Source organism: Halomarina rubra, from assembly GCF_023699475.1.
Lineage (GTDB): Archaea > Halobacteriota > Halobacteria > Halobacteriales > Haloarculaceae > Halomarina > Halomarina rubra.
Genome location: NZ_JALXFV010000003.1, coordinates 511,750 through 532,415 on the forward strand (window position 1 = coordinate 511,750; position 20,666 = coordinate 532,415).

The 20,666-nt window shown below is 69.1% G+C and carries 20 protein-coding genes and 1 pseudogene; 5 read left to right on the forward strand and 16 right to left on the reverse strand.

The features are described 5' to 3' along the window. Positions 1-112: 112 nt before the first annotated feature. The 3 genes from M1L36_RS07815 to M1L36_RS07825 form a co-directional block, all read right to left on the reverse strand. Positions 113-1,510: an adenosylhomocysteinase gene (locus M1L36_RS07815; RefSeq protein WP_250873148.1), complete on the reverse strand. Its 1,398-nt coding sequence runs from the start codon at positions 1,508-1,510 to the stop codon at positions 113-115. 84 nt (positions 1,511-1,594) lie between these two features. Further along, entirely contained in the window at positions 1,595-2,599 is a 1,005-nt protein-coding gene (locus tag M1L36_RS07820; RefSeq protein WP_250873149.1) for a hypothetical protein, read from the reverse strand. Between the two features lie 174 nt (positions 2,600-2,773). Further along, positions 2,774-4,081, reverse strand: a complete 1,308-nt coding sequence (locus M1L36_RS07825) for an amidohydrolase (RefSeq protein ID WP_250873150.1) — start codon at positions 4,079-4,081, stop codon at positions 2,774-2,776. 367 nt (positions 4,082-4,448) lie between these two features. Between M1L36_RS07825 and hisG the strand changes: the two genes are divergently transcribed. After that, the gene (gene hisG / locus M1L36_RS07830; RefSeq protein WP_250873151.1) at positions 4,449-5,297 is read left to right on the forward strand and encodes an ATP phosphoribosyltransferase; all 849 of its coding nucleotides are present in this window, start codon (positions 4,449-4,451) and stop codon (positions 5,295-5,297) included. 4 nt (positions 5,298-5,301) lie between these two features. On the opposite strand, the gene M1L36_RS07835 is transcribed toward hisG, so the two are convergent. Genes M1L36_RS07835 through M1L36_RS07845 form a run of 3 tightly spaced genes read right to left on the reverse strand, consistent with a single transcriptional unit; the run spans position 5,302 to position 7,261 of the window. Then, positions 5,302-6,285 (reverse strand): CPBP family intramembrane glutamic endopeptidase, encoded by a 984-nt coding sequence (locus tag M1L36_RS07835; RefSeq protein ID WP_250873152.1) that lies wholly within the window; start codon positions 6,283-6,285, stop codon positions 5,302-5,304. Continuing rightward, entirely contained in the window at positions 6,282-6,653 is a 372-nt protein-coding gene (locus M1L36_RS07840; protein ID WP_250873153.1) for a DUF7473 family protein, read from the reverse strand. Before M1L36_RS07840 ends, M1L36_RS07835 begins: the two co-directional genes overlap by 4 nt. A gap of 44 nt (positions 6,654-6,697) precedes the next feature. Continuing rightward, entirely contained in the window at positions 6,698-7,261 is a 564-nt protein-coding gene (locus M1L36_RS07845; protein WP_247414323.1) for a TATA-box-binding protein, read from the reverse strand. Between the two features lie 124 nt (positions 7,262-7,385). On the opposite strand from M1L36_RS07845, the gene M1L36_RS07850 reads away from it, so the two are divergent. Continuing rightward, positions 7,386-8,444 (forward strand): methyltransferase domain-containing protein, encoded by a 1,059-nt coding sequence (locus M1L36_RS07850; protein ID WP_250873154.1) that lies wholly within the window; start codon positions 7,386-7,388, stop codon positions 8,442-8,444. Between the two features lie 45 nt (positions 8,445-8,489). Here M1L36_RS07850 and M1L36_RS07855 read toward each other — a convergent pair whose 3' ends face one another. The 4 genes from M1L36_RS07855 to M1L36_RS07870 form a co-directional block, all read right to left on the reverse strand. Further along, a complete protein-coding gene (locus M1L36_RS07855) occupies positions 8,490-9,278 on the reverse strand; it encodes a YihY/virulence factor BrkB family protein (RefSeq protein WP_250873155.1) in 789 nt (262 codons plus the stop codon). Positions 9,279-9,412: 134 nt separating this feature from the next. Further along, complete coding sequence (locus M1L36_RS07860) at positions 9,413-10,408, reverse strand: AAA family ATPase (RefSeq protein ID WP_250873156.1); 996 nt, start codon at positions 10,406-10,408, stop codon at positions 9,413-9,415. Positions 10,409-10,515: 107 nt separating this feature from the next. After that, complete coding sequence (locus tag M1L36_RS07865; protein WP_250873157.1) at positions 10,516-11,562, reverse strand: DUF4382 domain-containing protein; 1,047 nt, start codon at positions 11,560-11,562, stop codon at positions 10,516-10,518. Between the two features lie 314 nt (positions 11,563-11,876). After that, entirely contained in the window at positions 11,877-12,371 is a 495-nt protein-coding gene (locus M1L36_RS07870) for an SHOCT domain-containing protein (RefSeq protein WP_250873158.1), read from the reverse strand. An 87-nt stretch (positions 12,372-12,458) separates the two neighbouring features. On the opposite strand from M1L36_RS07870, the gene rnz reads away from it, so the two are divergent. From rnz to M1L36_RS07885, 3 genes are all read left to right on the forward strand, one after another. Then, positions 12,459-13,379, forward strand: coding sequence for a ribonuclease Z (gene rnz, locus M1L36_RS07875; protein WP_250873159.1), 921 nt, complete (start codon positions 12,459-12,461; stop codon positions 13,377-13,379). Between the two features lie 57 nt (positions 13,380-13,436). Continuing rightward, the gene (locus tag M1L36_RS07880; protein WP_250873160.1) at positions 13,437-13,625 is read left to right on the forward strand and encodes a hypothetical protein; all 189 of its coding nucleotides are present in this window, start codon (positions 13,437-13,439) and stop codon (positions 13,623-13,625) included. A 93-nt stretch (positions 13,626-13,718) separates the two neighbouring features. Beyond that, a complete protein-coding gene (locus M1L36_RS07885; RefSeq protein WP_250873161.1) occupies positions 13,719-15,698 on the forward strand; it encodes a DUF460 domain-containing protein in 1,980 nt (659 codons plus the stop codon). Positions 15,699-15,707: 9 nt separating this feature from the next. Here the strand turns inward: M1L36_RS07885 and M1L36_RS07890 are convergent, their stop codons facing one another. The 6 genes and pseudogenes from M1L36_RS07890 to M1L36_RS07915 all read right to left on the reverse strand — a co-directional run. Next, the gene (locus M1L36_RS07890) at positions 15,708-15,896 is read right to left on the reverse strand and encodes a DUF7470 family protein (RefSeq protein WP_250873162.1); all 189 of its coding nucleotides are present in this window, start codon (positions 15,894-15,896) and stop codon (positions 15,708-15,710) included. Positions 15,897-16,035: 139 nt separating this feature from the next. After that, positions 16,036-17,322 (reverse strand): phenylacetate--CoA ligase PaaK, encoded by a 1,287-nt coding sequence (gene paaK, locus M1L36_RS07895; protein WP_250873163.1) that lies wholly within the window; start codon positions 17,320-17,322, stop codon positions 16,036-16,038. Positions 17,323-17,398: 76 nt separating this feature from the next. Further along, on the reverse strand, positions 17,399-17,947 hold the full coding sequence (locus tag M1L36_RS07900; protein WP_250873164.1) for a KH domain-containing protein: 549 nt from the start codon (positions 17,945-17,947) through the stop codon (positions 17,399-17,401). A gap of 332 nt (positions 17,948-18,279) precedes the next feature. After that, entirely contained in the window at positions 18,280-18,831 is a 552-nt protein-coding gene (locus tag M1L36_RS07905) for a GNAT family N-acetyltransferase (RefSeq protein WP_250873165.1), read from the reverse strand. Positions 18,832-18,856: 25 nt separating this feature from the next. After that, positions 18,857-20,110, reverse strand: a complete 1,254-nt coding sequence (locus M1L36_RS07910; RefSeq protein ID WP_250873166.1) for a tryptophan--tRNA ligase — start codon at positions 20,108-20,110, stop codon at positions 18,857-18,859. Between the two features lie 196 nt (positions 20,111-20,306). After that, a pseudogene (locus M1L36_RS07915) lies at positions 20,307-20,666 on the reverse strand (MFS transporter); the annotation flags it as partial.

Sequence of the window (20,666 nt, forward strand, 5' to 3'; positions counted from 1 at the left end):
GCTTCTCGGCCGGAGCGGCTTAAGGGCGTGGAGAGCGCGGTGAAACTGACAGACGGCGGCGGGGTGACGTGAGACGGTCGAGAATCGCTTCCTCCGGGCTGCTGGTGGCGGTCTACGTCCCGTGCTGCCAGTCGCCCATGTACTCGACCTGCGCGTCGGTCAGGTCGTCGATGTCGATGCCCTCGGCGGCGAGTTTGATGCGTGCGACCTCGCGGTCGAGTGCGTCGGGTACGTCGTGGACGCCCGCGTCATAGGAGCGTTCGCCGGCGGGCGTCAGCCCGTTGCCCCGACCGATGCGCTCGCGGACGCGCTCGGCGATGCGTTCGCCCAGCCCACCTTTCTCGGCGGCGACGAGTTCGCGGACACAGACGGCCTGCACGCCGAAGCTCTGGTCCATCACTTCGACGGGGTGGCCCAGCGAGAGCGGGCCAGCGAGGTTGACGAGTCGACCCTCCGCCAGCACGTTGAGGCGGCGGCCGTCGTCCATCTCGTACTCGCGGACGCCGTCGCGGACTTCTCGCACGTTCGTGGCCATGTCCGAGAGCTGGTCGAGGTTGACCTCGATGTCGAAGTGGCCCGCGTTGGCGAGGAGGACGCCGTCCTTCGCGACCTCGAAGTGCTCCTCGGTGACGACGTCGCGGTTCCCGGTCGTCGTGAGTATCACGTCGGCCTTCTCGGCGGCCTCTTTCATGGAGCAGACCTCGTAGCCCTCCATGTGTGCTTCGAGCGCGCGGCGGGGGTCGACCTCGGTGACGATGACGTGGGCGTTCTGCCCGGCGGCCTTCTTCGCGACGCCGCGGCCACAGTCGCCGTAGCCCGCGACGACGACGTTCTTCCCGGCGTACGAGAGGTTCGTCGTCATGGCGATGTTCGCCAGCGAGGACTCGCCGGTCCCGTGGACGTTGTCGAACAGGCGCTTCATCGGCGTGTCGTTGACCGCGAACACGGGGTAGTCGAGCGCGCCGTCCTCGTCCATCGCGCGCAGGCGGTGGACCCCGGTGGTGGTCTCCTCACACCCGCCGATGATGCCCTCGATGAGGTCGGGGTGCTCCTCGTGGATGCGGAGGACGAGGTCGCCACCGTCGTCGACGGTGACGGTCGGTTCGAGGGCGATGGTCGCCTCGATAGCCTCGTAGTACTCCTCGTCGTCGACGCCGCGTTTGGCGTAGGAGTCGATGTTCTCGTTGGCGTCGAGCGCCGCGCTCACGTCGTCGTGGGTCGAGAGCGGGTTGCACCCCGTGATGGCGACCTGTGCGCCGCCGGCGGCGAGCGTCTCGGTGAGTGCCGCTGTTTTAGCCTCGACGTGCATCGCCATGGCGATACGCTGGCCCTCGAACGGCGTCGACTCCTCGAACTCCTCGCGCAGGGCGGCGAGGATGGGCATGTGCTGGCGCGCCCAGTCGATTTTCTTTCGTCCCGACTCGCGTGCGGCGGCGAGACTCTCGAAGGCCACGTCCGACTCCTCGTCGGCCGTCGCCGTCGTGAGGTACTCGCTGACGGTCTCGGTCATGTCTGTCTCGTCCGGGGGCGACAGGAAAACGCTACCGCTACCGGACCGTGAAAACGTGAGAACCCGCGAGGGAGCGACCGACGTTCAGACGTCGATGGAGACGACCGGGCCGTAAGAGGCCTCTGGCTCGTCGTCACTGTCGTCTTCGTCGTTCTCCTCCGCTTCTTCCTCGCTCTCTTCATCGTCACCGTCGTCCTTGCCGTGCTTCTTCTCCTTCTCGTCGTGCTTGTCGTTACCCGCGTGTTCCGGGGGACCGCGACGGTCGTCGTCGTCCTTCGGTCCGGCGTGGGCGGGCTTGCCGGCGTGCTCGGGCTTCTGGTCCGCACCGGGGTTGTTCTCGGTGACGAAATCGGAGACGAGCTGACCGAGCGGTTCGTCGCCGTCACTGTCGCCGCTCAGCAGTCCGTGGACGAACGCCGAGACTCGGTCGCCGAAGCTCTTCGGCTCCCCGTCTTCCTCGGCGACGAGCGTGGCCGTCGTCGTGGCCGTCTCGTCGCCCATCGTCGCCGTCACGTCGACGGTGACGTTCCCTTCGGGGGTCGGGAGGTCGACGGTGCCGTTCGGACCCGTCGTGTAGTTGCCGACGCCCGCGTACGTCGAGTTGTTCACGACCGGCGCGTCGACCGTCACGGAGGCGTTCGCGACCCCCGAGTCGTTCTCGGTGACGAGGACGGTGACACCGTCGTCCTGCTCGACGACGACGTCGAACGCCTCGCGCTCCTCACTCTCGTCTGTCTCACCGACCAGTTCGACGGTCTCGGTGACCGAGGCGTTCCCGACCGTCGCCGTCACGTCGACGGTGACGTTCTCTTCGGGGGACGCGAGCGTGACCGTGCCGTCCGCGTCGGTCGAGTACTCGCCCTCCGCGACGACGGAGGAGTTGTCGACGGGGCCGACGACGACCGAGGCGTTCTCGACCGCGCTCCCGTTGTTCGTGACCGTGATTACGACGTTCTCGGCCTGACTCACGTCGACCGCGAGACCGTCGTCGTCCTGGGCGATGCCGAGTGCGACCGCACCCGTGGAGAACGCACCGACCACGAGCAACGCCGTCGCGAAGACGGCGAACAGAGTTCGTTTCTGACTCATCACATCACATTCTGTGAACGACACGGACATAAGTCAGTCAGGACGTTCAGCCGGTTCGGGGGTGTTCGACGGCTCCGCGAGGCGAGTCGAGAACTCGTTAGAACGTTCAAAACCCCTTCTCGACGTTTAGCTCTGATTACTCCACCGTCGACCCGCGTCCTCGTCGCGTCGCCCTCACTCCGCCCGCGAGACGAGGTCGAACGCGCGCTCGGTCGCCTCCGTACGCACCGCCTCGGCGTCGAGGGTTCGGACCTCGCGGTCACGCATCAGCACTCGCCCGTCACAGACGGTGTGGCGGACGTCGCTGCCCGTCGCGGCGTACGCGAGGTGACTGACGTGGTCGTGGGTGGGCGTGAGGTGTGGGGCGTCGAAGCCGACGACGGCGAGGTCCGCGGCCGCACCGGGTTCGACACGCCCGCCGGGGAGGCCCGCGACGGTCGCGCCACCTTCGGTCGCCATCCGGACGACGTCGGGGGCGGCGACGGCGCTCGCGTCCTCGCTGGCGAGTTTCCCGAGCATCGCCGCGTCGCGCATCTCGCCGAACAGGTCGAGGTCGTTGTTCGACGCCGCGCCGTCGGTCCCCAGGCCGACCGGGACGCCCGCGTCGAGCATCGCCTGAACCGGGGCCATCCCGCTTGCGAGTTTCATGTTCGAGGCCGGGCAGTGGACGACGCCGCCGCCCGTCTCCGCGAGCGCCTCGACCTCGCCCGAGTCGCTGTGGACGCCGTGGGCGAGGAAGTCCCGCTGGTCGCTCTCGGGGTCGAACAGACCTACCTCGCGGGCGTACTCGACCGGGCGCATCCCGCGTTCCTCGACGATGGGGTCGACCTCGTGGGTCGTCTCGTTGACGTGGATGTGGACCGGGACGCCCGCCTCGCGGGCCTGCGGGACGAACTCGCGGAACACCTCCTCGCTCACGGTCGTCAGCGAGTGGGGCATGAACGCCGTCCGGACGCGCCCGTCCGCGGCCCCGTCGAACGTCTCGGCGACGGCGATGGACTCGGCGGCGTCCTCGCGGGCCGCTTCGTCGTCCTTCCCGACGGTGACGACGCCGTGACCGACGCGGGCGCGCATCCCCGCCTCCTCGATGGCCGCCACGACGTCGGGCACCTCGAAGTACATGTCCACGAACGCCGTCGTCCCCGAGCGGATCATCTCCAGCATCGCGAGTCGCGTCCCCGCCGCCACGTCCTCGCCCGTCAGTTCGGCCTCGACCGGCCAGACGTCCTCGCGGAGCCACGCTTCGAGCGGTTTGTCGTCGGCGTAGCCGCGGAGGAGCGTCATCGCGGCGTGGCCGTGGGCGTTGACGAGGCCGGGCATCACGAGCGAGTCGCTCGCGTCCAGGATTTCGTCGGCGCTCGCGCCGATGTCGGGTTCGACGTCGAGAATCTCGCCGCTCTCCTGGTCGATGAGCACGTCCGCCGCCTCGACGGTCGTGTCGGGTCGCAACACCTGCCCGTCGGTGATGCCGAGTGTCGTCATGTCCGCGGCTTTTCGCGGTGGGGGTGTCAGTGTATCGGCATCGACGACGAAGCGGTGGCCGAGAGCGCGTGCCGAACGGCAGTGAGGCCGCGCGACTCGGGGAAGGGTAGGGCTGCCTCGGTGGACTGAAAGGGCGAGGGGCGAGGAGGAAGGCGCGGACGGGTGAGCACCGCAGGCGAGTGAAACGAGCCGAGGAGCGCGCCCGCCGCACCAAGTCCTCGGTCCGAGGGCTCTCGAGGTGTTATCGTTCCAACAACACCCAGCGAGGGCTTCGGAGCCGTTCCCCGCTAACTCTCTTTCCGAATCTCATCACCAAACACCTGCTAGCGGCGAAACACACAACCTCCCTCCAGTGCACCACTCACCAATGCGAATCGCCGTCCCCAACAAGGGCCGCCTGCACGACCCGACCATCGACCTGCTCGAACACGCGGGCTTGCACCTGACGGACGGCGCGGACCGAAAGCTGTACGCCGACACCGTCGACCCCGACGTCACCGTGCTGTTCGCCCGGGCCGCGGACATCCCCGAGTACGTCGCCGACGGCGCGGCCGAACTCGGCATCACGGGCCTCGACCAGCAACGCGAGTCGGGCACCGACCTGACGGACCTCCTCGATCTGGAGTTCGGCCAGTGCCGACTCGTGCTGGCCGCGCCCGAGGAGTCCGCCGTCGAGTCGGTCGCCGACCTCGAAGGTGGGACCGTCGCGACCGAGTTCCCGCGTATCACCCGCGAGTTCTTCGCCGAGCAGGGCGTCGACGTCTCGGTCGCGGAGGTGTCGGGGGCGACCGAACTCACCCCGCACGTCGACATCGCCGACGCCATCGTCGACATCACCTCGACGGGCACGACGCTGCGGATGAACCGTCTGGCCGTCGTCGAGGAGGTGATGGCCTCTTCGGTCCGCCTGTTCGCCCACCCCGACGCCGTCGACGGCGAGAAGGTCGAACAGGTCCGGACCGCCCTCCAGTCGGTCGTCTCCGCGAAGGGCAAGCGCTACCTGATGATGAACGTCCCCGAAGAGCGCCTCGAAGCGGTCGAGGCGGTCATCCCCGGCCTCGGCGGCCCGACGGTGATGGACGTCGCCAACGGCGGCGACACGCTCGCGGTCCACGTCGTCGTCGACGAACGCGACGTGTTCGAGACCATCGCGAAGCTCCGCGAGGAGGGCGCGAGCGGCATCCTCGTCACCGAAATCGAGCGACTGGTGGAGTGAGGACTCAGCGCCGGGAGGCCGCTTCGGTCGCGCGGTCGGCCCCGTCGCGCTCGCCGCGCAACGCCGGCGTCGTCGTCCACGTCAGCGCCACGGCCAGCGACGGCGAGTAGCGACGGGCGTAGACGGCGACGACGAGTGTCCCGGCCACCGACGCGCCGAGACCGAGCAGGCTGGCTTCGGGGCCGAACGCGCCGCCGGTGACGAGCCCGGGTCCCGAGCGGACCGTCTCGACGACCGTCGCGGGCGTGGCGATGCCGCTGACGGGAAAGCCCCACACCGCGCCCTGGACGAAGTTCCAGGTGACGTGGACGCCCACGGGGAGGGCGAGACTCGCGGTACGGACGAACGCGTAGCCCAAGAACACCCCGGCAGCGGTCACTCCGAGCGTGCTGGCGAGCGTCGCCCCCGGATTGGCGAGGTGGAGCGCACCGAAGACGCCCGCCGAGGCGACTATCGCGATGGCCGCCGCGAGGCGCTCGCCGAGCGCGGCGAACCCCTCCGCGACGTTCGTCAACAGCCAGCCACGGACGAACAGCTCCTCGTAGAACCCGACGACGAGGAAGAGTCCGAGCGTGCCGAACCACGGGACGAGCGCGGGGAGACCGACGCGGGCGACGCGCGCCCACTCGCCACCGACGAGCACGAGGAAGATACCGGTCAGGAGGAGCGCGCCGAGCGCGAACCCGACGAGGAGGTCGGCCCACCACCGCCGGTCGAGCGCGAGGCCGAGGTCCGCGACGGTCCGCTTGTCGCCCTCGCGAGCGACGAACAGCACGGCGAGCGTCGTCCCGACGGCGCTGCCGACGACGAGGACGCCACGGTTCGCCTCGCCGTCGCCCGTTCCCACGAGCGAGGCGGCCAGCGCCGCCCCGACCGCGCTCACGAAGACGATGACGACGCTCCCGAGCGCGAGGCGAATCGGCATCCGGTAGCGGCCGTCGGCGGTCCGGAGGGCGCTGCCGGGGGAGTCGGTGCTGTCGGTGCTCACAGGAACGTGTAGATGTTGAACAGCGCCAGTCCGAGCGCGAACGCGAACGCGAAGTACAGCAGCGTCAGCATCGCCGCGCTCGTCCAGCGCAGGCGGTAGACGAGGTGGTTGGCGAACAGCGCGACGAGGAACGAGACGACGATGAACACGACGATGGGGATGTCGGCTCCCCCGACCTGCCCCAACTGGAGCAACATCGCGAACAGTGCGGGCGCGAACGCGGCGGTCGCCGCGCGTTGGGTGGGGACGTCACCGAGGAAGAACGTCGCCGCGAGGTGGAGCGCGACCGCGTAGAACAGCCACGCGAGGAGGAACGTGACGACGATGGCGAGAACGCCGCCACCGGTCACGCTCTGGGCCGGAATCATACGAACGGGTAGGAAAGCGAACGGGTTGTATCCTGCGTCTCCGCTCAGCCGTCGAGCAGTCCGAGGTCTTCGAGACGCGAGACGATCTTGTCGACGGCGTGCTCGGCGTCGACGGGCTGTTTCCCACCGGTGATGACGAGCTTCCCGGAGCCGAACAGCAGCGCGACGACGTCGGGTTCGTCGAGTCGGTAGACGAGACCGGGGAACTGCTCGGGTTCGTACTCGATGTTCTCCAACCCGAGGCCGATGGCGATGGCGTTCAGGTTGAGGGTGCGGCCGAGGTCGGCAGAGGTGACGATGTTCTGGACGACGATTTCGGGGTCCTCGTCGACCTGAATCTGCAGGTCACGGAGCTTGTCGAAGACGATTCGCAGGCTCTCGTGGACGTCGTCGGTCGACTTCGCGCCCGTGCAGACGATCTTCCCCGAACGGAAGATGAGCGCGGCGCTCTTCGGGTTCTGGGTTCGGTAGACGAGACCGGGGAACTGCTCGGGGTCGTAGTCGGCCCCTTCGAGGTCCATCGCGACACTCTGGAGGTCCAGCTCCTGGCCGATGCCCGTCGAGGCCACCACGTTCTCGATGTTGATGGTTTCCTTGGGGTCGGTCATTGACACGATTTAAACCACGTATTTAACCTTTATAAGTGTGTGGGGGTCGTACTGACAGGTCCCGACTCGCCGTAATTCCGGTCACATCGGCACGCTCTTGCCCGCCGACGGGTGAAGGCCGGACGTGTACGTGCTGGAACTCGGCGGCGAGGACGACGCGTTCGCCCGACGCGAGGCGGCGAGCGCCTGCGACGACGTGCGGGCGCTCGGAACCGGCCTCGCCACCGCTCGCGGCGTCACCGGACGGGTTCGGACGCTCGCGTTCACCCACCGGGCCAGTCGCCTCGTCGGGACGACGAGCGCGCCCGAGGCCAGCGTCGCCGACGCTCGAACGCTCCTCGACGCCGCCACCGTCGACCGCGCCTCGCTCCCGGTCGTCTCCCATCGTGACGGACCGCTCGACGACGGCACCGTCGCGGTGCGGGCGAACGACGTCCGCGGGCTGACGGGCGTCGACACCCAGCGCGCCGAACGCGAACTCGGAAGCGTGCTCGTCGCCCGCGGGTTCGAGGTCGACCTCGACGACCCCGACCACGAACTCCGGGCGCTGTTCGCCCGCGTCGACGGCGACCCGGACGCTCCCGACGACGACGACGGGGAGACCGTCTGCGCGCTCGGCTGGCTGGCCGCCGAGAGTCGCCGGGACTTCGGCGAGCGCCTCCCCAGCGACCGGCCGTTCTTCCAACCGGGGAGCATGGGGCCGCTGTTCGCCCGTGCGCTCGTCAACGTCGCCGGCGCTCGCGACGGCGCGCGAGTTCTCGACCCGATGTGTGGCACCGGCGGCGTCCTCATCGAAGCAGGACTGGTCGGCGCGGACGTCGTCGGCAGCGACGCCCAGTGGAAGATGGTCCGCGGTGCCCACGAGAACCTCGCGGACGCGCTCGGGTCGACCCGAGCGTTCGGCGTCGCGCGGGCGAACGCGACGCGTCTCCCGTTCGCCGACGACTCGTGTGACGCCGTCGTCTTCGACGCCCCCTACGGCCGCCAGTCGAAGGTCGTGGGCGACCTCCGCGAGTTGGTCACCGACGCGCTGAGCGAGGCTCGACGGGTCGCCCCGCGCTGTGTCCTCGTGGCCGACCGCGAGTGGGACGACGCGGCCACGGCCGCCGGGTGGACCGTCGAGCATCGCTTCTGCCACCGCGTCCACCGCTCGCTCGACCGCTACACGCTAGTGTTGGAGTAGCGGGGCGGTGTGGGGTCCGGCGCGTCCGGTCTCCCGCTCGCTCGGCTAGGCGACGGTCGATTCGTCGTCGCGTCGGGCGGCGACCTCCGCGTTGACGACGATACCGACGAGTAGCGTCGAGGACGCGAGGTAGAGTGCTGTGAAGATGATTATGATACCGCTGAGGACGCCGAAGACGGCGTACCGACCGGCGTTGACCGCGTAGAAGTGGACGCCGGTGTGGACGAGCGTCCACCCGAGGGAGGCAGTCGCCGCGCCCGGGAGCGCGGCCCGCGGCGACGTCACGACGGTCGACGGGACGTAGTACAGCGGGAGGAAGACGACCCCGAGCGTGACCCACAGGCCGACGAACGCGGCGAACTGGTTGACGACGCCGGTCGGTTGGAGTGCGAAGAGTATGCTCGTGGCCCCGACGGCGAGGATGGCGGTCCCGAGACTGCCGAGGACGACGACGGCGTCGCGAAGCCAGTCCCGAATCGTGCTCTCGACGTCCCCCTCGATGCGCTCGACGACGGTGCGGACGTCACCGACGAAGTTCGCACCGCTCCAGAGCAACACGAGCGCCGCGAGAACGCCAGTGCCGGTCCGTTCGGCCCCGGTCGCTATCGACTGGTTGACCAGTTGCCGCACCGCCGGGGTGAGGAACTGGGGGGCCGCCTGCGAGATGTCCGTCGCGAGAACTGGCCCGATAGCGACGAACACCAGCAACAGGAGCGGCACGAACGAGACGAAGGCGTAGTAGGCCAGCGCCGCCGCCGGGTACCGGAGTTTCTCCGCCAGCGTGACCCGAGCGACGGCCACGGCGAGGTCGACACCGTCGGCGAGACGAACCATAACCCACGGTTCGCCCGTGGCCGCCAAATAGCCCGCCACCAGCCTCCAGGATGACACTGTGAGGTGTGACGGCCGTCATCGGCCCTTGGCGGTTCGGTCGTGCCGTCGGAGGACGCTCGCCACCCCGACAGTCGTCAGCGCCCCAACTCGGCGAGCAGGTGACCGATGTGGATACGGTCGCTGGTGCCCTCCGCGAGGTCCAAATCGACCTCGCCGGCGAGGCGGTGGAGTTCGGCCAACTCACGGCCCGACCGCCGCGAACGCGCGACGCGGAGCAGGTCGCCGAGCACCTCGCCACCGTCGTACCCCTCGTCGACGAGCAGGTCGTCGAGGGTCTTCCTGGCGTCGGCGAACTCCCCGGCGACCGCGGCGTCCAGCATCTCCTCGACGCGGGTCGTCAGACCGAGGTCGCCGAGCGCCTCGTAGGCGGTCTGCATCGTCAACTCCCCTTCCTGCTCGACCGTGGTCTGTGCACCGAGGACGGCCCGTCGGATGTCGCCCTCGGCGTAGCCCGCGACGTACTCCAGACCGTCGGCGTCGTACGCCACGTCCTCGGCCTCCACGATTCGTTCGAGCGCGCCGACGACCTCGTCGTGGGTCGGCGCGCGTACCCGGACGTCGAAACACCGCGAGCGGATGGGTGGGATGAGCTTCGAGGGCTGGCGCGTCGCGATGACGAACTGGGTGGTCGCGTGGTGGCGCTCCATCACCCGCCGGAGCGCCTGCTGGAAGTCCTCGCGGATGGCCTCGGCGTTGTCCAGCAGGACGGTCCGGTAGGTGCCCGAGACGGGCGCGTAGCTCGCGGACTCCTTGAGGACGTGGTTGATCATGTCGCGTTTCGACATGCGCGAGCGCCCGACGAGGAACCGCTCGAACCGGGGGTCGTTCTTGATCTCGGTCTTGCGTCGCGAGAAGAAGTCGTCGACGTTGATCTCGACGAAGTCGTTGGGGTCGTCGTGAGCGGCGTCGGCGAGCGCGCGCACGCCGGCGGTCTTGCCCGCGCCGCGTGGCCCGTAGACGACGAGGTTCATCGGTTCGTCGACGGCCCGCTCGAACGAGTCGCGGACCCCGGGCTGTGGTAGCTCCTCCAGCGACGGCGCGTGCGTCTCGGTCCACAGCGGGGCGTCCATACTGTCGCGAAGCCGACCGACGGCTATCAATCGGTCGGTCTGCCTCACGCCGCGACCGACTCACGGGCCGGATGTCGGTCCCGACCGGCCGTCCGTCCGTGCCCGACTCAGCCGAACACCAGTTCGGCGTCGACCGACGCCGAGCCGTGTTCGACGCGGAGCGTCGTCGTCCCGCTGGTCGGGAGCGTCACGCCGACCGTCCCGTCGGCGTCCGTCCGGCCGACGGCCTCGCCGTCGAGGAGTACCCGCGCGTCCGTGACGGCGGCGTCGCCGCGGGTCACCTTCACGGTCACCGTCTCGCCCGGTGCGGGCGTCCCGACGACGTGGAGTTCGAGGCCACCGGTCGTGTTCGGTCCCGACCCGGAGGTGCCGAGGTCGACGCCGACCGAGCCGTTGGCGAGTTCGACGCTCGCGTTCGAGCGCTGGGCACCGGTCGAGACGTTCGCCTCGACGTCGACGCCGCTGCTCGCGTTCGCCGCGACGCCGGCACCGACGCGGGCGTCGACCAGACGGATGGGCTGGTCGGTGCCCGACTCGCTGGCGACGGGTTTCAACACGAACGTGCCGCTGTTGCCGGCCTCGACGACGGTGACGTCGAAGACGAACTCGACGTCGCCCTCCGCTTCGAGAGCGAACCCGTCGTTCAGCCGCAGGCGGTCGCTGGGCAGCTTCACGGTCACGCGCTCGCCGTTCGTGAGCCTCCCGTCGACGGCCCCCACTTCGAGGCGGACGGCGTCGTACTCGCCGGCGGCGACGCTGAGGTTGCCGAGACGCGTCGCGTTCTCACCTTTCAGCCGCGTGAGGTCGACGGTGACGTTGTCGACGCTGTGGGTCTCCCACGTGCCGTCATCGTCCGTGGACGCCCGCGTCGTGGGTGCGACCGTGGTGGTGTTGGCCCCGGCGACCACGTCGGCCGACCCGTCGGCGCTCGCGTTCGCGGACGAGGCGTCGGCGGTCACCGACTCGCTCGTCTGGAACGCGACACCGGTGACGGTGACGTTCAGACTGCTGAACTGCTCGATAGCGTTGCGCTCGTCGCTGACGTACAGCTGTACGGTTCCGGTCTGCTCCTCGCTCGACCCGGGGAGGCTCGCGGAACAGCCCGCGAGCACCACCATCGACAGGACCAGCAGTGCGCTTGCGGTTCGTTTCATCGTAACTGCGAGTAGTCTCAGATTCCTACATAAGCTGAGCGGCCGTTCCGGGCCGTTGAATCCCGCCGCAGTGTGGCGGTTGAACGGTCGAAACAGTGAGGAACGATGCAGGATTCGCTCTCGAAATCCGACTCACAGTCGCCGAACTGTTCGAGGGTTGTGAACTTCTCCACTCGTTCGAATAGACGCTTGTCCCCGTCGATTTCGGGTAAATAGACCTGTCCCGGTCGTGGCGAGGGTCGCCGTTCGGCGAGGAGCGTGCTCGCGCCGTCCGCTCCCGGCAGAATACGCCGACTCTCGCCGCGTGCGTCGTGTTAGCGTTCGGCGTCGGGTTCGCGGCCCCGTTCTCGGTCCCGCTCTCGCTCGCGCCAGGCCGCTGCGTTCTCGGGCGTGTCGGTCTCCATCAGGCGGTCGAGTTTCGACTCGAACTGCTCGTCGGTGAGGTCGCCGCGAGCGTAGCGCGTGCGGAGCGTCTCGATTGCGTCGGCGGTGGACTCCTCGTCGGTCTCGCGGTCGTTTGTCCGGTGTTCTGAGCGCTCCCGACGGTCGCCGCCCTCGAACGTGCGTTCCATCTGCTCGCCGAACCGTTCCATCTCGCGCTCGAACCCGCGCACGAACCCCTCCTCTTCCTCGTCGTCGACGCCCAGCAACAGCGCGACGATGGGCACTACGACGGCGAACCCGATGATCCAGACGAGGAAGAAGGGGACGCCCGGGAGCACGTCCATGAACAGGTCGAGGAAGCCCACACCGAGGACCAGCATGGCGACCACCCCGACGAGTCGCTCTCCGAACGTCTCCGTTGCCATGTCATCGATTGCCCATTTGGGGTGAAAAAGCTTCCCGCACGCCGGCCGATTCGACACCGCTATCCGACGCCCACGGCGAATCGGGGTATGCACGTCACGTTCCTCGGGACCAGCGGGGCTATCCCGACGACCGAGCGCAACACGAGTGCGGTGCTGTTTCGGCGCGAGGGCGAGCGGTTCCTGTTCGACGTCGGCGAGGGGACCCAGCGCCAGATGATGCGGTACGGCACCGGCTTCGACGTCTCACACGTCTTTCTCACCCACCTCCACGGCGACCACGTGCTGGGCCTGCCGGGCCTGCTCCAGACGTGGGACTTCAACGACCGCGAGGAGGCACTGGCCATCCACACCCCTTCGGGGACGAAACCCGAGGTCGAGGACCTCGTCTCGGTCGCCGGGACTCGCCCTTCCTACCCGGTCCGCGTCGACGAGGTCGCGGCCGGCGCGACCGCCCTCCGAGGCGAGGAGTTCGAGATTCGGGCGTTCGAGACCGACCACCGCACCCGCTCGGTCGGCTACGCGCTCGTCGAGAACGACCGCAAGGGCCGCTTCGACCGCGAGCGCGCCGAGGAACTCGGCGTCCCCGTCGGCCCGAAGTTCTCGAAGCTCCACGCCGGCGAGTCGGTCGAACTCGACGACGGCACCGTCGTCGACCCCGAGCAGGTCGTCGGCGACCCCCGGCCCGGTCGCCGGGTCGTCTACACCGGCGACACGCGCCCCTCGACGCCCGTCGAGCGCGCGGCCGAGGGCGCGGACCTCCTCATCCACGACGCGACGTTCGCCGACGAGGACGCCGAACGCGCGCCCCACACCGGCCACTCGACGGCCCGTGGAGCGGCGAAACTCGCCGCCAGCGCGGGCGTCGAGCGTCTCGCGCTCACGCACGTCTCCTCCCGGTACGGCGGCTACGCCGGCCACCTCGGCGAGCAGGCCCGCGAGGAGTTCTCCGAGGCGTTCGTCGCCGAGGACGGCCAGGGCGTCGACGTGCCGTTCCCCGACGCCGAGTAGTCACTCGCCGCCACCACCTGTCGACAGCCCTTCGTCGTCGCCGTCCCTCCCTTCGCCATGGCCGACTGCACGTACTGCGGGAGCGACCTCACCCGGTACGAACCGGTGTGGGTCGAGGAGGGACACGGCGAGGACCGAACGCCTGTCGGCGGGTTCTGTAACTACGCCTGCCTCCACGCCCACGTCGAGGCCGAGCGATTGGTGTACGGAACGTCGTGTGCGTGGTCGCCGTCGGAGTCGCGGTGACGGACGCTCGCAGCCACCCGACCCGTCGCCCGGACCGCACCACGGCAGCGACTCCGGCACCGAATTTAAGCCGCTCGTCGCCCTAGCGAAGCTGTGAGTACCCGCACGAGTGCGCTCGACGCGGTCGTGTTCGGCGTCGACGTGCAGAGCGGCGACGTCCGCGGCGACGCCCCCCAGTACGCCGTCGTCGCCTTCGACGGCGAACACCTCGACCGCGACGTGGTGTCCCTCCGGAAACTCCGTCGACTCATCGACCGCGAGAAGCCGGCGATGGTCGCGACCGACAACATGTACGAACTCGCGGCCGACAAGGACGCGCTCGTCCACCTCCTCGACTCGTTGCCCGCCGAGACGAAACTGGTCCAGGTGACCGGCGAGAACCGTCCGGAACCGCTCTCTCGGGTCGCCGCCCGCCACGGCGTCCCCTACGGCAAGAAGCCGATGAAGGAGGCCGAGGCGTCGGCCCGTCTCGCCGCCGCCAACGTCGGCTACGAGGTGACGGCGTTCTCCGACACCACCTCGGTCAAGGTCTCTCGCGGCCGCTCGACCGGAAAGGGGGGGTGGAGCGAGGACCGCTACACCCGCCGCATCCACGGCCACGTCCAGAACAAGGCCCGCGACGTCGAACGGACGCTCGACGAGGCCAACCTCGACTACGAGGTCGAACGCGTCGAGAAGTACGGCGGCCTCTCGCGGGCCGTCTTCGAGGTCCACGCTCGCCCCCAGGACATCCCCGTCTCCCGCTCGCGGGCCGGCGACGTCCGTGTCGAGATCGAACGCGAGCGCCGCGACGGTATCGAGTTCGAACCGCTCGTCAAGCGTCGCGACCACGTGTTCGTCGGCATCGACCCCGGAACGACGACGGCCGTCGCCATCGTCGGTCTCGGCGGGGAGGTGCTGGACGTCCTCTCGACGCGCACCGCCGACACCGCCGAGATAACCGAGTGGATAATCGAGCGCGGTCGGCCCCTCCTCGTCGCCGCCGACGTGACGCCGATGCCCGAGACCGTCGAGAAGTACCGTCGCAGCTTCGACGCCGCCGGCTGGAAACCCGAGCGCGACCTGCCCGTCGACACGAAACAGCACCGGACCCGCGAGGTCGGCTACGACGACGACCACCAGCGCGATGCGATGGCCGCCGCGCTGTTCGCGTTCGACGACCACGAGAACCAACTGGAGCGCATCGCCCGGAAGATCCCCGCCTCGCTGGACCTGGGCGAGGTCGCCTCGCGCGTGCTCGGCCGTGACGAGAGCGTCGAGGCCGCTATCGACGCGCTCACCGAGGACGAGGGGAGCGACGAGGAGGAGCACGAACACGTCGAACGCGAACTCACGGCCGAGGAGAAGCGCATCAAGCGCCTCGAAGCCCGTGCCAATCGCCTCGAATCACAGGTCGAGACGCTCCGCGGAACCATCTCGACGAAGGACGAACGCATCGCGGAGTACGAAGACGAACTCTCGGAGGCCCGCCGCGAGGAACGCCGCGAGGCCCGCGAACGCCGCGAGGTCACGCGCCTCGAACGCGAGACCGAGCGCCTCGAACGCGAACTCGCCGACGAACGCGAGGAGCGCGAGGCCGTCGAGTCGAAACTGGAGCGACTCAAAGAGCTGTGGAAGCTCGACCACTCGAACTTCGCCGCCGTCGCGGAGAAACGACAGGGCCTCGTCCCCGTCAAGGTCGTCGAGCAGTTCACGAAGGGCGCTATCGACCACGCCGACGAGGAGTTCGGCCTCGCCAGCGGCGACGTCGTCTTCCTGCGCGACGCCTCCGGAGCGGGGCGTTCGACGGCCGAACGCCTCGCCGAGACCGACCCCCGCGTGGTCCTCCGGCAGGGGGGCCTCTCGGAGGTGGCCGACGAGGTACTGTTCGGCCACGAGATACCCGTCGCTCCCGCCGAGGGTATCGAGATTCAGGAGATAGACGAACTCGCGGTCGCCGAGGAGGCGGCCGTCGAGGCCGCCATCGCCGACTGGGAACGCCGCGCCGAGGAACGCCGTAAGGAACAGCGCGGCGCGATGGTCGACCGCCTCATCAGCGAACACCGCGCCGGCGAGTCACAGGGCGACAGCTGAGTCGACGGTTCAGAACATCCCGTCCATCCCGAACGCCGTCATCATCGTCCCGATGAGCCCTCGGGCGACGAGGAGCAGGCCGACGAGTACGAGCGCGATGCCGCCCGCGATGATGGCGTTCTCCGTGGCGACCAGCGCGAGTCCGCCGACGAGGAGGAGAATCCCCGCGAGCCCAGTCCTGCCGAGTTTGCCGAACATACCCGTCGGTACACGAGCGGCCTGATAAAACGCCGCGGTTCAGGCGTGGAGCACGCTGGCAGTGCGAAGCACCGTCAGCGGTGGTCCCACGAGGGGGCGTAGCGACCAAGGGGGACGACGGTAGTCGACCGCAGTGAGATTATCGGTGGTCGAACACGCGCTGGACCTTCCCGGTCTCCTGCCGTTCGATACCGCCGGGTTCGCGGACTTCGACCTCGTCGGGGCTGAACGACAACTGGGCGTCCAGCCGTGCGCGGGCCTCCTCGCGTAGCTCCTCGGAGTCGCCGCCGTACGTCGGCGACTCCTCCAGCGTGACGTGTATCTCGTCGAGTTCGCCCTCGCGGTGGAGGTCGATGCGGTACTGCGGAGCGAGACCGTCGATGTCCAGGACGGTGGCCTCGATCTCGCTGGGGTAGAGGTTGACGCCGCGGACGATGAGCAGGTCGTCGCTCCGCCCGGTGACGTTGTCCATGCGGGCCATCGTCCGGCCACAGTCGCACTCCTCGCGGGTGAGCGTCGTCATGTCGCCGGTTCGGTAGCGGATGACGGGCATCCCCTCCTTGGTGAGCGTCGTGAGGACGAGTTCGCCCTCCTCGCCCGCCGGCAGCACGTCGCCGGTCTGGGGGTCGACCACCTCGGGGTAGAAGTGGTCCTCCCAGACGTGCAGGCCGTCCTGTGCCTCGGCGCACTCGTTGGAGACACCGGGGCCGATGATCTCCGAGAGACCGTAGATGTCGACGCCGGTGACCCCGAGGCGCTCTTCGATGGCCTCGCGCATCGGGTCGGTGCAGGGTTCCGCGCCGAAGATGACCGTCGAGAGCGGGAGCGACTTGAGGTCGATGCCCATCTCGTCGGCCTGCTCGGCGAGGTAGAGCGCGTACGACGGCGTACACGTCAGCGTCTCGCTGCCGAGGTCCGCGAGGAACTCCAGTTGGCGTTTGGTCTGACCGCCACCGATGGGGACGACCGTCGCGCCGAGTTCGTCACAGCCGTGGTGGATGCCGAGACCGCCCGTGAACAGGCCGTAGCCGTAGGCGTTCTGGACGGTCTGGTCGCTCGTCACGCCCGCGGCGGTCAGCGAGCGAGCGACGACCTCCCGCCAGAGGTCGAGGTCGCTCTCGGTGTAGCCGACGACCTTCGGCTTCCCCGTGGTGCCCGAGGAGGCGTGGAGACAGCGCATCTCCTCGCGGTCGACGGCGAACAGTCCGTCGGGGTAGTTGTCCCGGAGGTCCTCCTTCGTCGTGAACGGCAGCCGTGAGAGGTCCTCGACACCGTCGACGTCGCTGGGGGTGACGCTGGCGTCGTCGAACCGCTCGCGGTAGAACGGGACGTTCTCGTAGACGTACGAGACGCGCTTGCGGAGGCGCTGGTCCTGGAGGTCCGTCAGCGCGTCCCGGTTGGTCGTCTCGATGTCGTTCCAGACCATGCCGGCCCGACGACGGGCCGTGCGAAAAGTGTGTGGGCGCTGTTCGACCGCGCCGTTCGAGGGGGCCGGAGACCGCTCAGCCCGGGAACTCGTGGTAGTTCAGGTCGCCCTGGTTCAGCTCCGAGCGCCGGCGTTCGAGAAACGAGTACACCGCGCCGTGGGGTGCGCCGTCGAGGATCATCTCGATGGCCGAGCGGGCGGTCCGGACCTGTTCGGGGCCGCCGATGAGTCCGGCCGTCGAGCCGTAGATGACGACCTTCGCGCCCGATAGCTCCTCCATCAGTTGCCGAGTGCGACCGTCCTCGCCGATGAGGCGGCCCTTCTGTCGGCGGAGGTCGTTCTTGTTTCGCGTCGCCGCGTCCAAATCGACCAGTTCGAGCATCCGCATGTCGTCGTCGAGCAGCGAGAGGGCGTCTTCGGGACGGAAGCCGCGACCGATGGCCCGGACGATGTCCGGCCCCTTCAGACCGACGAGCGGGTCGCCGGTCTTCTCGATGGCGACCGACCCCGTCTCGGAGTCGATGTCGAGACGAACCTCCGCCCGGGACTCGATCTCGCGCATCGTGGCCCCGCCCTCGCCGATGAGGACGCCGATGCGGTCCTGCGGAATCGTCACGTGTTGCATAGAGCGTGCTAACGGGTCCGACGGTTTAAGCGTTCGCTCGCCACGTGGACGCATCACACCCGGAGACGGCCGACGATGGCGGTTCGACGACTGGCGAACGTTCGATCGCTGCGTGACGCCGACGCTCTCGGTTGGTGGCGTCTCGTCGGGGAGGAGCAGTCGCTCGTCGGTTGTAGAGACAGACGGTTTAGGTCAGACAGCGGTGACCACACGTGCCGATCACGTGGGTTGAAAGGTGCTGTCGTGACCGTGCCGCCTGAGTACCAGTCGCCGCTATCGACGGATAACCCCTCCGATACGCTGCTGTGGGTCGTGTCGGATTCTCGTCTCTCTCACCCGTCGGAACCGAGCGTCGCGTCCCGCGCGTAGACGACGACCGGATGCACCTCTCCGAACAGGTCGTCCTCGGACTCGCCCACCGCGTCGAACCCACGCGACTCGTAGAACCCGCGAGCCTGCTCGTTGGCCGCGAGCACCTCGAACTCGACGCGTTCGACGCTCGCGGCGCGCAACGAGTCCAGCAACCGCTCGAACAGCGCGCTGCCGATGCCCTCGCCCCACCGCTCGGGAGCGACGTAGAACGACTTGCCGCTGCCGTAGCGGTCGGTCTGGGCCCGTCCGGAGACGTAGCCGACGACGTTCCGGTCGGTCGAGTCGGTCGGTTCGGCGACGAGGTAGACCGCGTCCGGGTCCGTGACGGCGCGTTCGACGGACGCGGGACCGTACCACCGGTCGAGGACTCGCTCGATGGTTGTCTCGTCGAGGAACTCGTCGTAAGCGGCGTGCCAGCCCTCGCGGGCGACCCGGCGGATGCCCGGCACGTCGTCGCGGGTCGCCTCGCGAATCGTCACGGCCGTCGACGGGTCGGCCGAATCGTCGCTCATACGGCACGTTCTCGGGGTGGCGATTTCAGCGTTGCCCGCTCCCGTCGAGCGTCCGAACGCCGGTTCCGAGTCCCACTGCGGCGAGCGCACGGCCACGTTCGGCGTCGGTCAGCAGGTACGGTTCGAGCGCGGCGTCCAGTTCGTCGTCGCTCGGACAGCGCGTCTGGTGGGCGTCGAGGAACTCGCTGATGCGGTCGGCGGCGTGGGTCTTCAACTCGCCCGTCAGCAACTCGCCCGCACGGTACTCGCGGTCGAGGCGTGCCAGCACCTCGTCGTCGGGTTCGAACAGCGCCCGGAGGTACTGGAAGGCGACGTCGACCTCGGGGTCGCCGCCGTGCTCGCGGTGGGCGTCGAGGCTGTCGCGACCGCCCGAGTAGGCGTGCGTCAGCAACACGTCGCGGACCGTCTCGCGGTCGGCGGTGAGGTCGATGCGCGGCGCGTCGTCCGAGGAACTCATCTTCCCCGGCCCGGTGAGCGCCGGGAGGAACTTCGCGAGCAACGCGCCGGGTTTCGAGACCGGGAGGCGCTCCTTGGCGGCGACGTCACGCGCGAGGCGGACGTGGGGGTCCTGGTCGACGGCGATGGGCACCGTCGTCGGGTGCGCGCCGTCGACGAACTGCGGGAGCAGGAGGTGGGCGGCCTGCATCGCCGGGTAGAACGACGCGCCGACGTTGTCGGCTGACCCGTACACCGCCTCGTAGGTGGCGGGTGTGACGGCCTTCGCCAGCGCCGTCGCCAGCGGGTACAGCACGTCGGCGTCGGCGGTGTCGACGACGATGCGGGTGCGTTCGGGGTCGAAGCCGAACGCCAACACGTCCCGCAGGTTCTCGCGGGTGTACGCACGCGTCTCCGCGAGCGTCTGCTCGCGCGTGAAGAACTTCTCGTCGTCGCTCAGCGGGACGTAGACGAACGCGCCGAACGCCTCTTGCAGGTACTTCGCCAGCGAGAACGCGACGGTGTGGCCGAGGTGCATCGGCCCGGAGGGGCCGACGCCGGTGACGACCGAGACGCGTTCGCCGCGCTCTGCGGCCGCGAGAAAGTCGTTGAGGTCGCGACCCGCGTACGCCAGTCCCCGTCGAATCAGCGGGTGAGCGTCGGGGAACCGCGCGCGCTGGTCGTCGTCCAGCGGGTCGGCCCCGAACTCGCTGACGAGGCGCTCGTACTCGTCGGTGGTCGTCGGGTCGGTGGTCGTCGCGGCCGTCTCGGTGGCGTTCGCGTCGTCGGTCGTCGCGTCGCGATCGGTGGGCGATTCGTCGGTCGGGTCGGTGTCGTCGTGCATCGGATGCTGTGGGTACTGTGGTGGTCGAAAGCGAGGCGAGAGAGCAGCGAGGGAGCGACCGTCGTCGCCCGGCCGGGTTAGGCCGCGGCGGGGACGACGACGGGACTGTCCGCTGGCGAGGGGGCGTGCCAGCGCCAGCAGACAGCGTACATGTTCGAGAGGAGTCCGTGGAGTCGAAAAAGCGTGTCGCTGTTCGTCAGTCGGCGGCCAGCGTCTCCACCTGGGCTATCTCGGGCAGCCGACGGAACTGGGTGACCGTCGAGAGGTACAGCGAGAGCACGAGCAACCCGGCGGCGACGACGTACAGCACCGTCGTGACGCCGAACGCGTCGGCGGCCGCCCCGCCGAGGAGCGCGCCGAGGGGCGTCGCCGCCCCGGCACCGCTCCCCATCACCGCGCTAGCGCGACCGAGGATCTCCTCGGGGACGAGCGACTGGACGAGCGCCGCGAACAGCACGTTCGTCACGCCGACGGGGACGAGCGCGAGCGCGAGCAAGAGGAGCGTCGCCGGCAGCCACCCGACGGCGACGGCCGCCGCCCAGAGCGCCCCCCCCAG

Bases quoted from the DNA above. Each gene is read 5' to 3' on its own strand.
- M1L36_RS07815 (WP_250873148.1), bottom strand. From the start codon at position 1,510: ATGACCGAGACCGTCAGCGAGTACCTCACGACGGCGACGGCCGACGAG.
- M1L36_RS07820 (WP_250873149.1), bottom strand. From the start codon at position 2,599: ATGAGTCAGAAACGAACTCTGTTCGCCGTCTTCGCGACGGCGTTGCTC.
- M1L36_RS07825 (WP_250873150.1), bottom strand. From the start codon at position 4,081: ATGACGACACTCGGCATCACCGACGGGCAGGTGTTGCGACCCGACACG.
- hisG (WP_250873151.1), top strand. From the start codon at position 4,449: ATGCGAATCGCCGTCCCCAACAAGGGCCGCCTGCACGACCCGACCATC.
- M1L36_RS07840 (WP_250873153.1), bottom strand. From the start codon at position 6,653: ATGATTCCGGCCCAGAGCGTGACCGGTGGCGGCGTTCTCGCCATCGTC.
- M1L36_RS07845 (WP_247414323.1), bottom strand. From the start codon at position 7,261: ATGACCGACCCCAAGGAAACCATCAACATCGAGAACGTGGTGGCCTCG.
- M1L36_RS07855 (WP_250873155.1), bottom strand. From the start codon at position 9,278: ATGGTTCGTCTCGCCGACGGTGTCGACCTCGCCGTGGCCGTCGCTCGG.
- M1L36_RS07860 (WP_250873156.1), bottom strand. From the start codon at position 10,408: ATGGACGCCCCGCTGTGGACCGAGACGCACGCGCCGTCGCTGGAGGAG.
- M1L36_RS07865 (WP_250873157.1), bottom strand. From the start codon at position 11,562: ATGAAACGAACCGCAAGCGCACTGCTGGTCCTGTCGATGGTGGTGCTC.
- M1L36_RS07870 (WP_250873158.1), bottom strand. From the start codon at position 12,371: ATGGCAACGGAGACGTTCGGAGAGCGACTCGTCGGGGTGGTCGCCATG.
- rnz (WP_250873159.1), top strand. From the start codon at position 12,459: ATGCACGTCACGTTCCTCGGGACCAGCGGGGCTATCCCGACGACCGAG.
- M1L36_RS07880 (WP_250873160.1), top strand. From the start codon at position 13,437: ATGGCCGACTGCACGTACTGCGGGAGCGACCTCACCCGGTACGAACCG.
- M1L36_RS07890 (WP_250873162.1), bottom strand. From the start codon at position 15,896: ATGTTCGGCAAACTCGGCAGGACTGGGCTCGCGGGGATTCTCCTCCTC.
- paaK (WP_250873163.1), bottom strand. From the start codon at position 17,322: ATGGTCTGGAACGACATCGAGACGACCAACCGGGACGCGCTGACGGAC.
- M1L36_RS07900 (WP_250873164.1), bottom strand. From the start codon at position 17,947: ATGCAACACGTGACGATTCCGCAGGACCGCATCGGCGTCCTCATCGGC.
- M1L36_RS07905 (WP_250873165.1), bottom strand. From the start codon at position 18,831: ATGAGCGACGATTCGGCCGACCCGTCGACGGCCGTGACGATTCGCGAG.
- M1L36_RS07910 (WP_250873166.1), bottom strand. From the start codon at position 20,110: ATGCACGACGACACCGACCCGACCGACGAATCGCCCACCGATCGCGAC.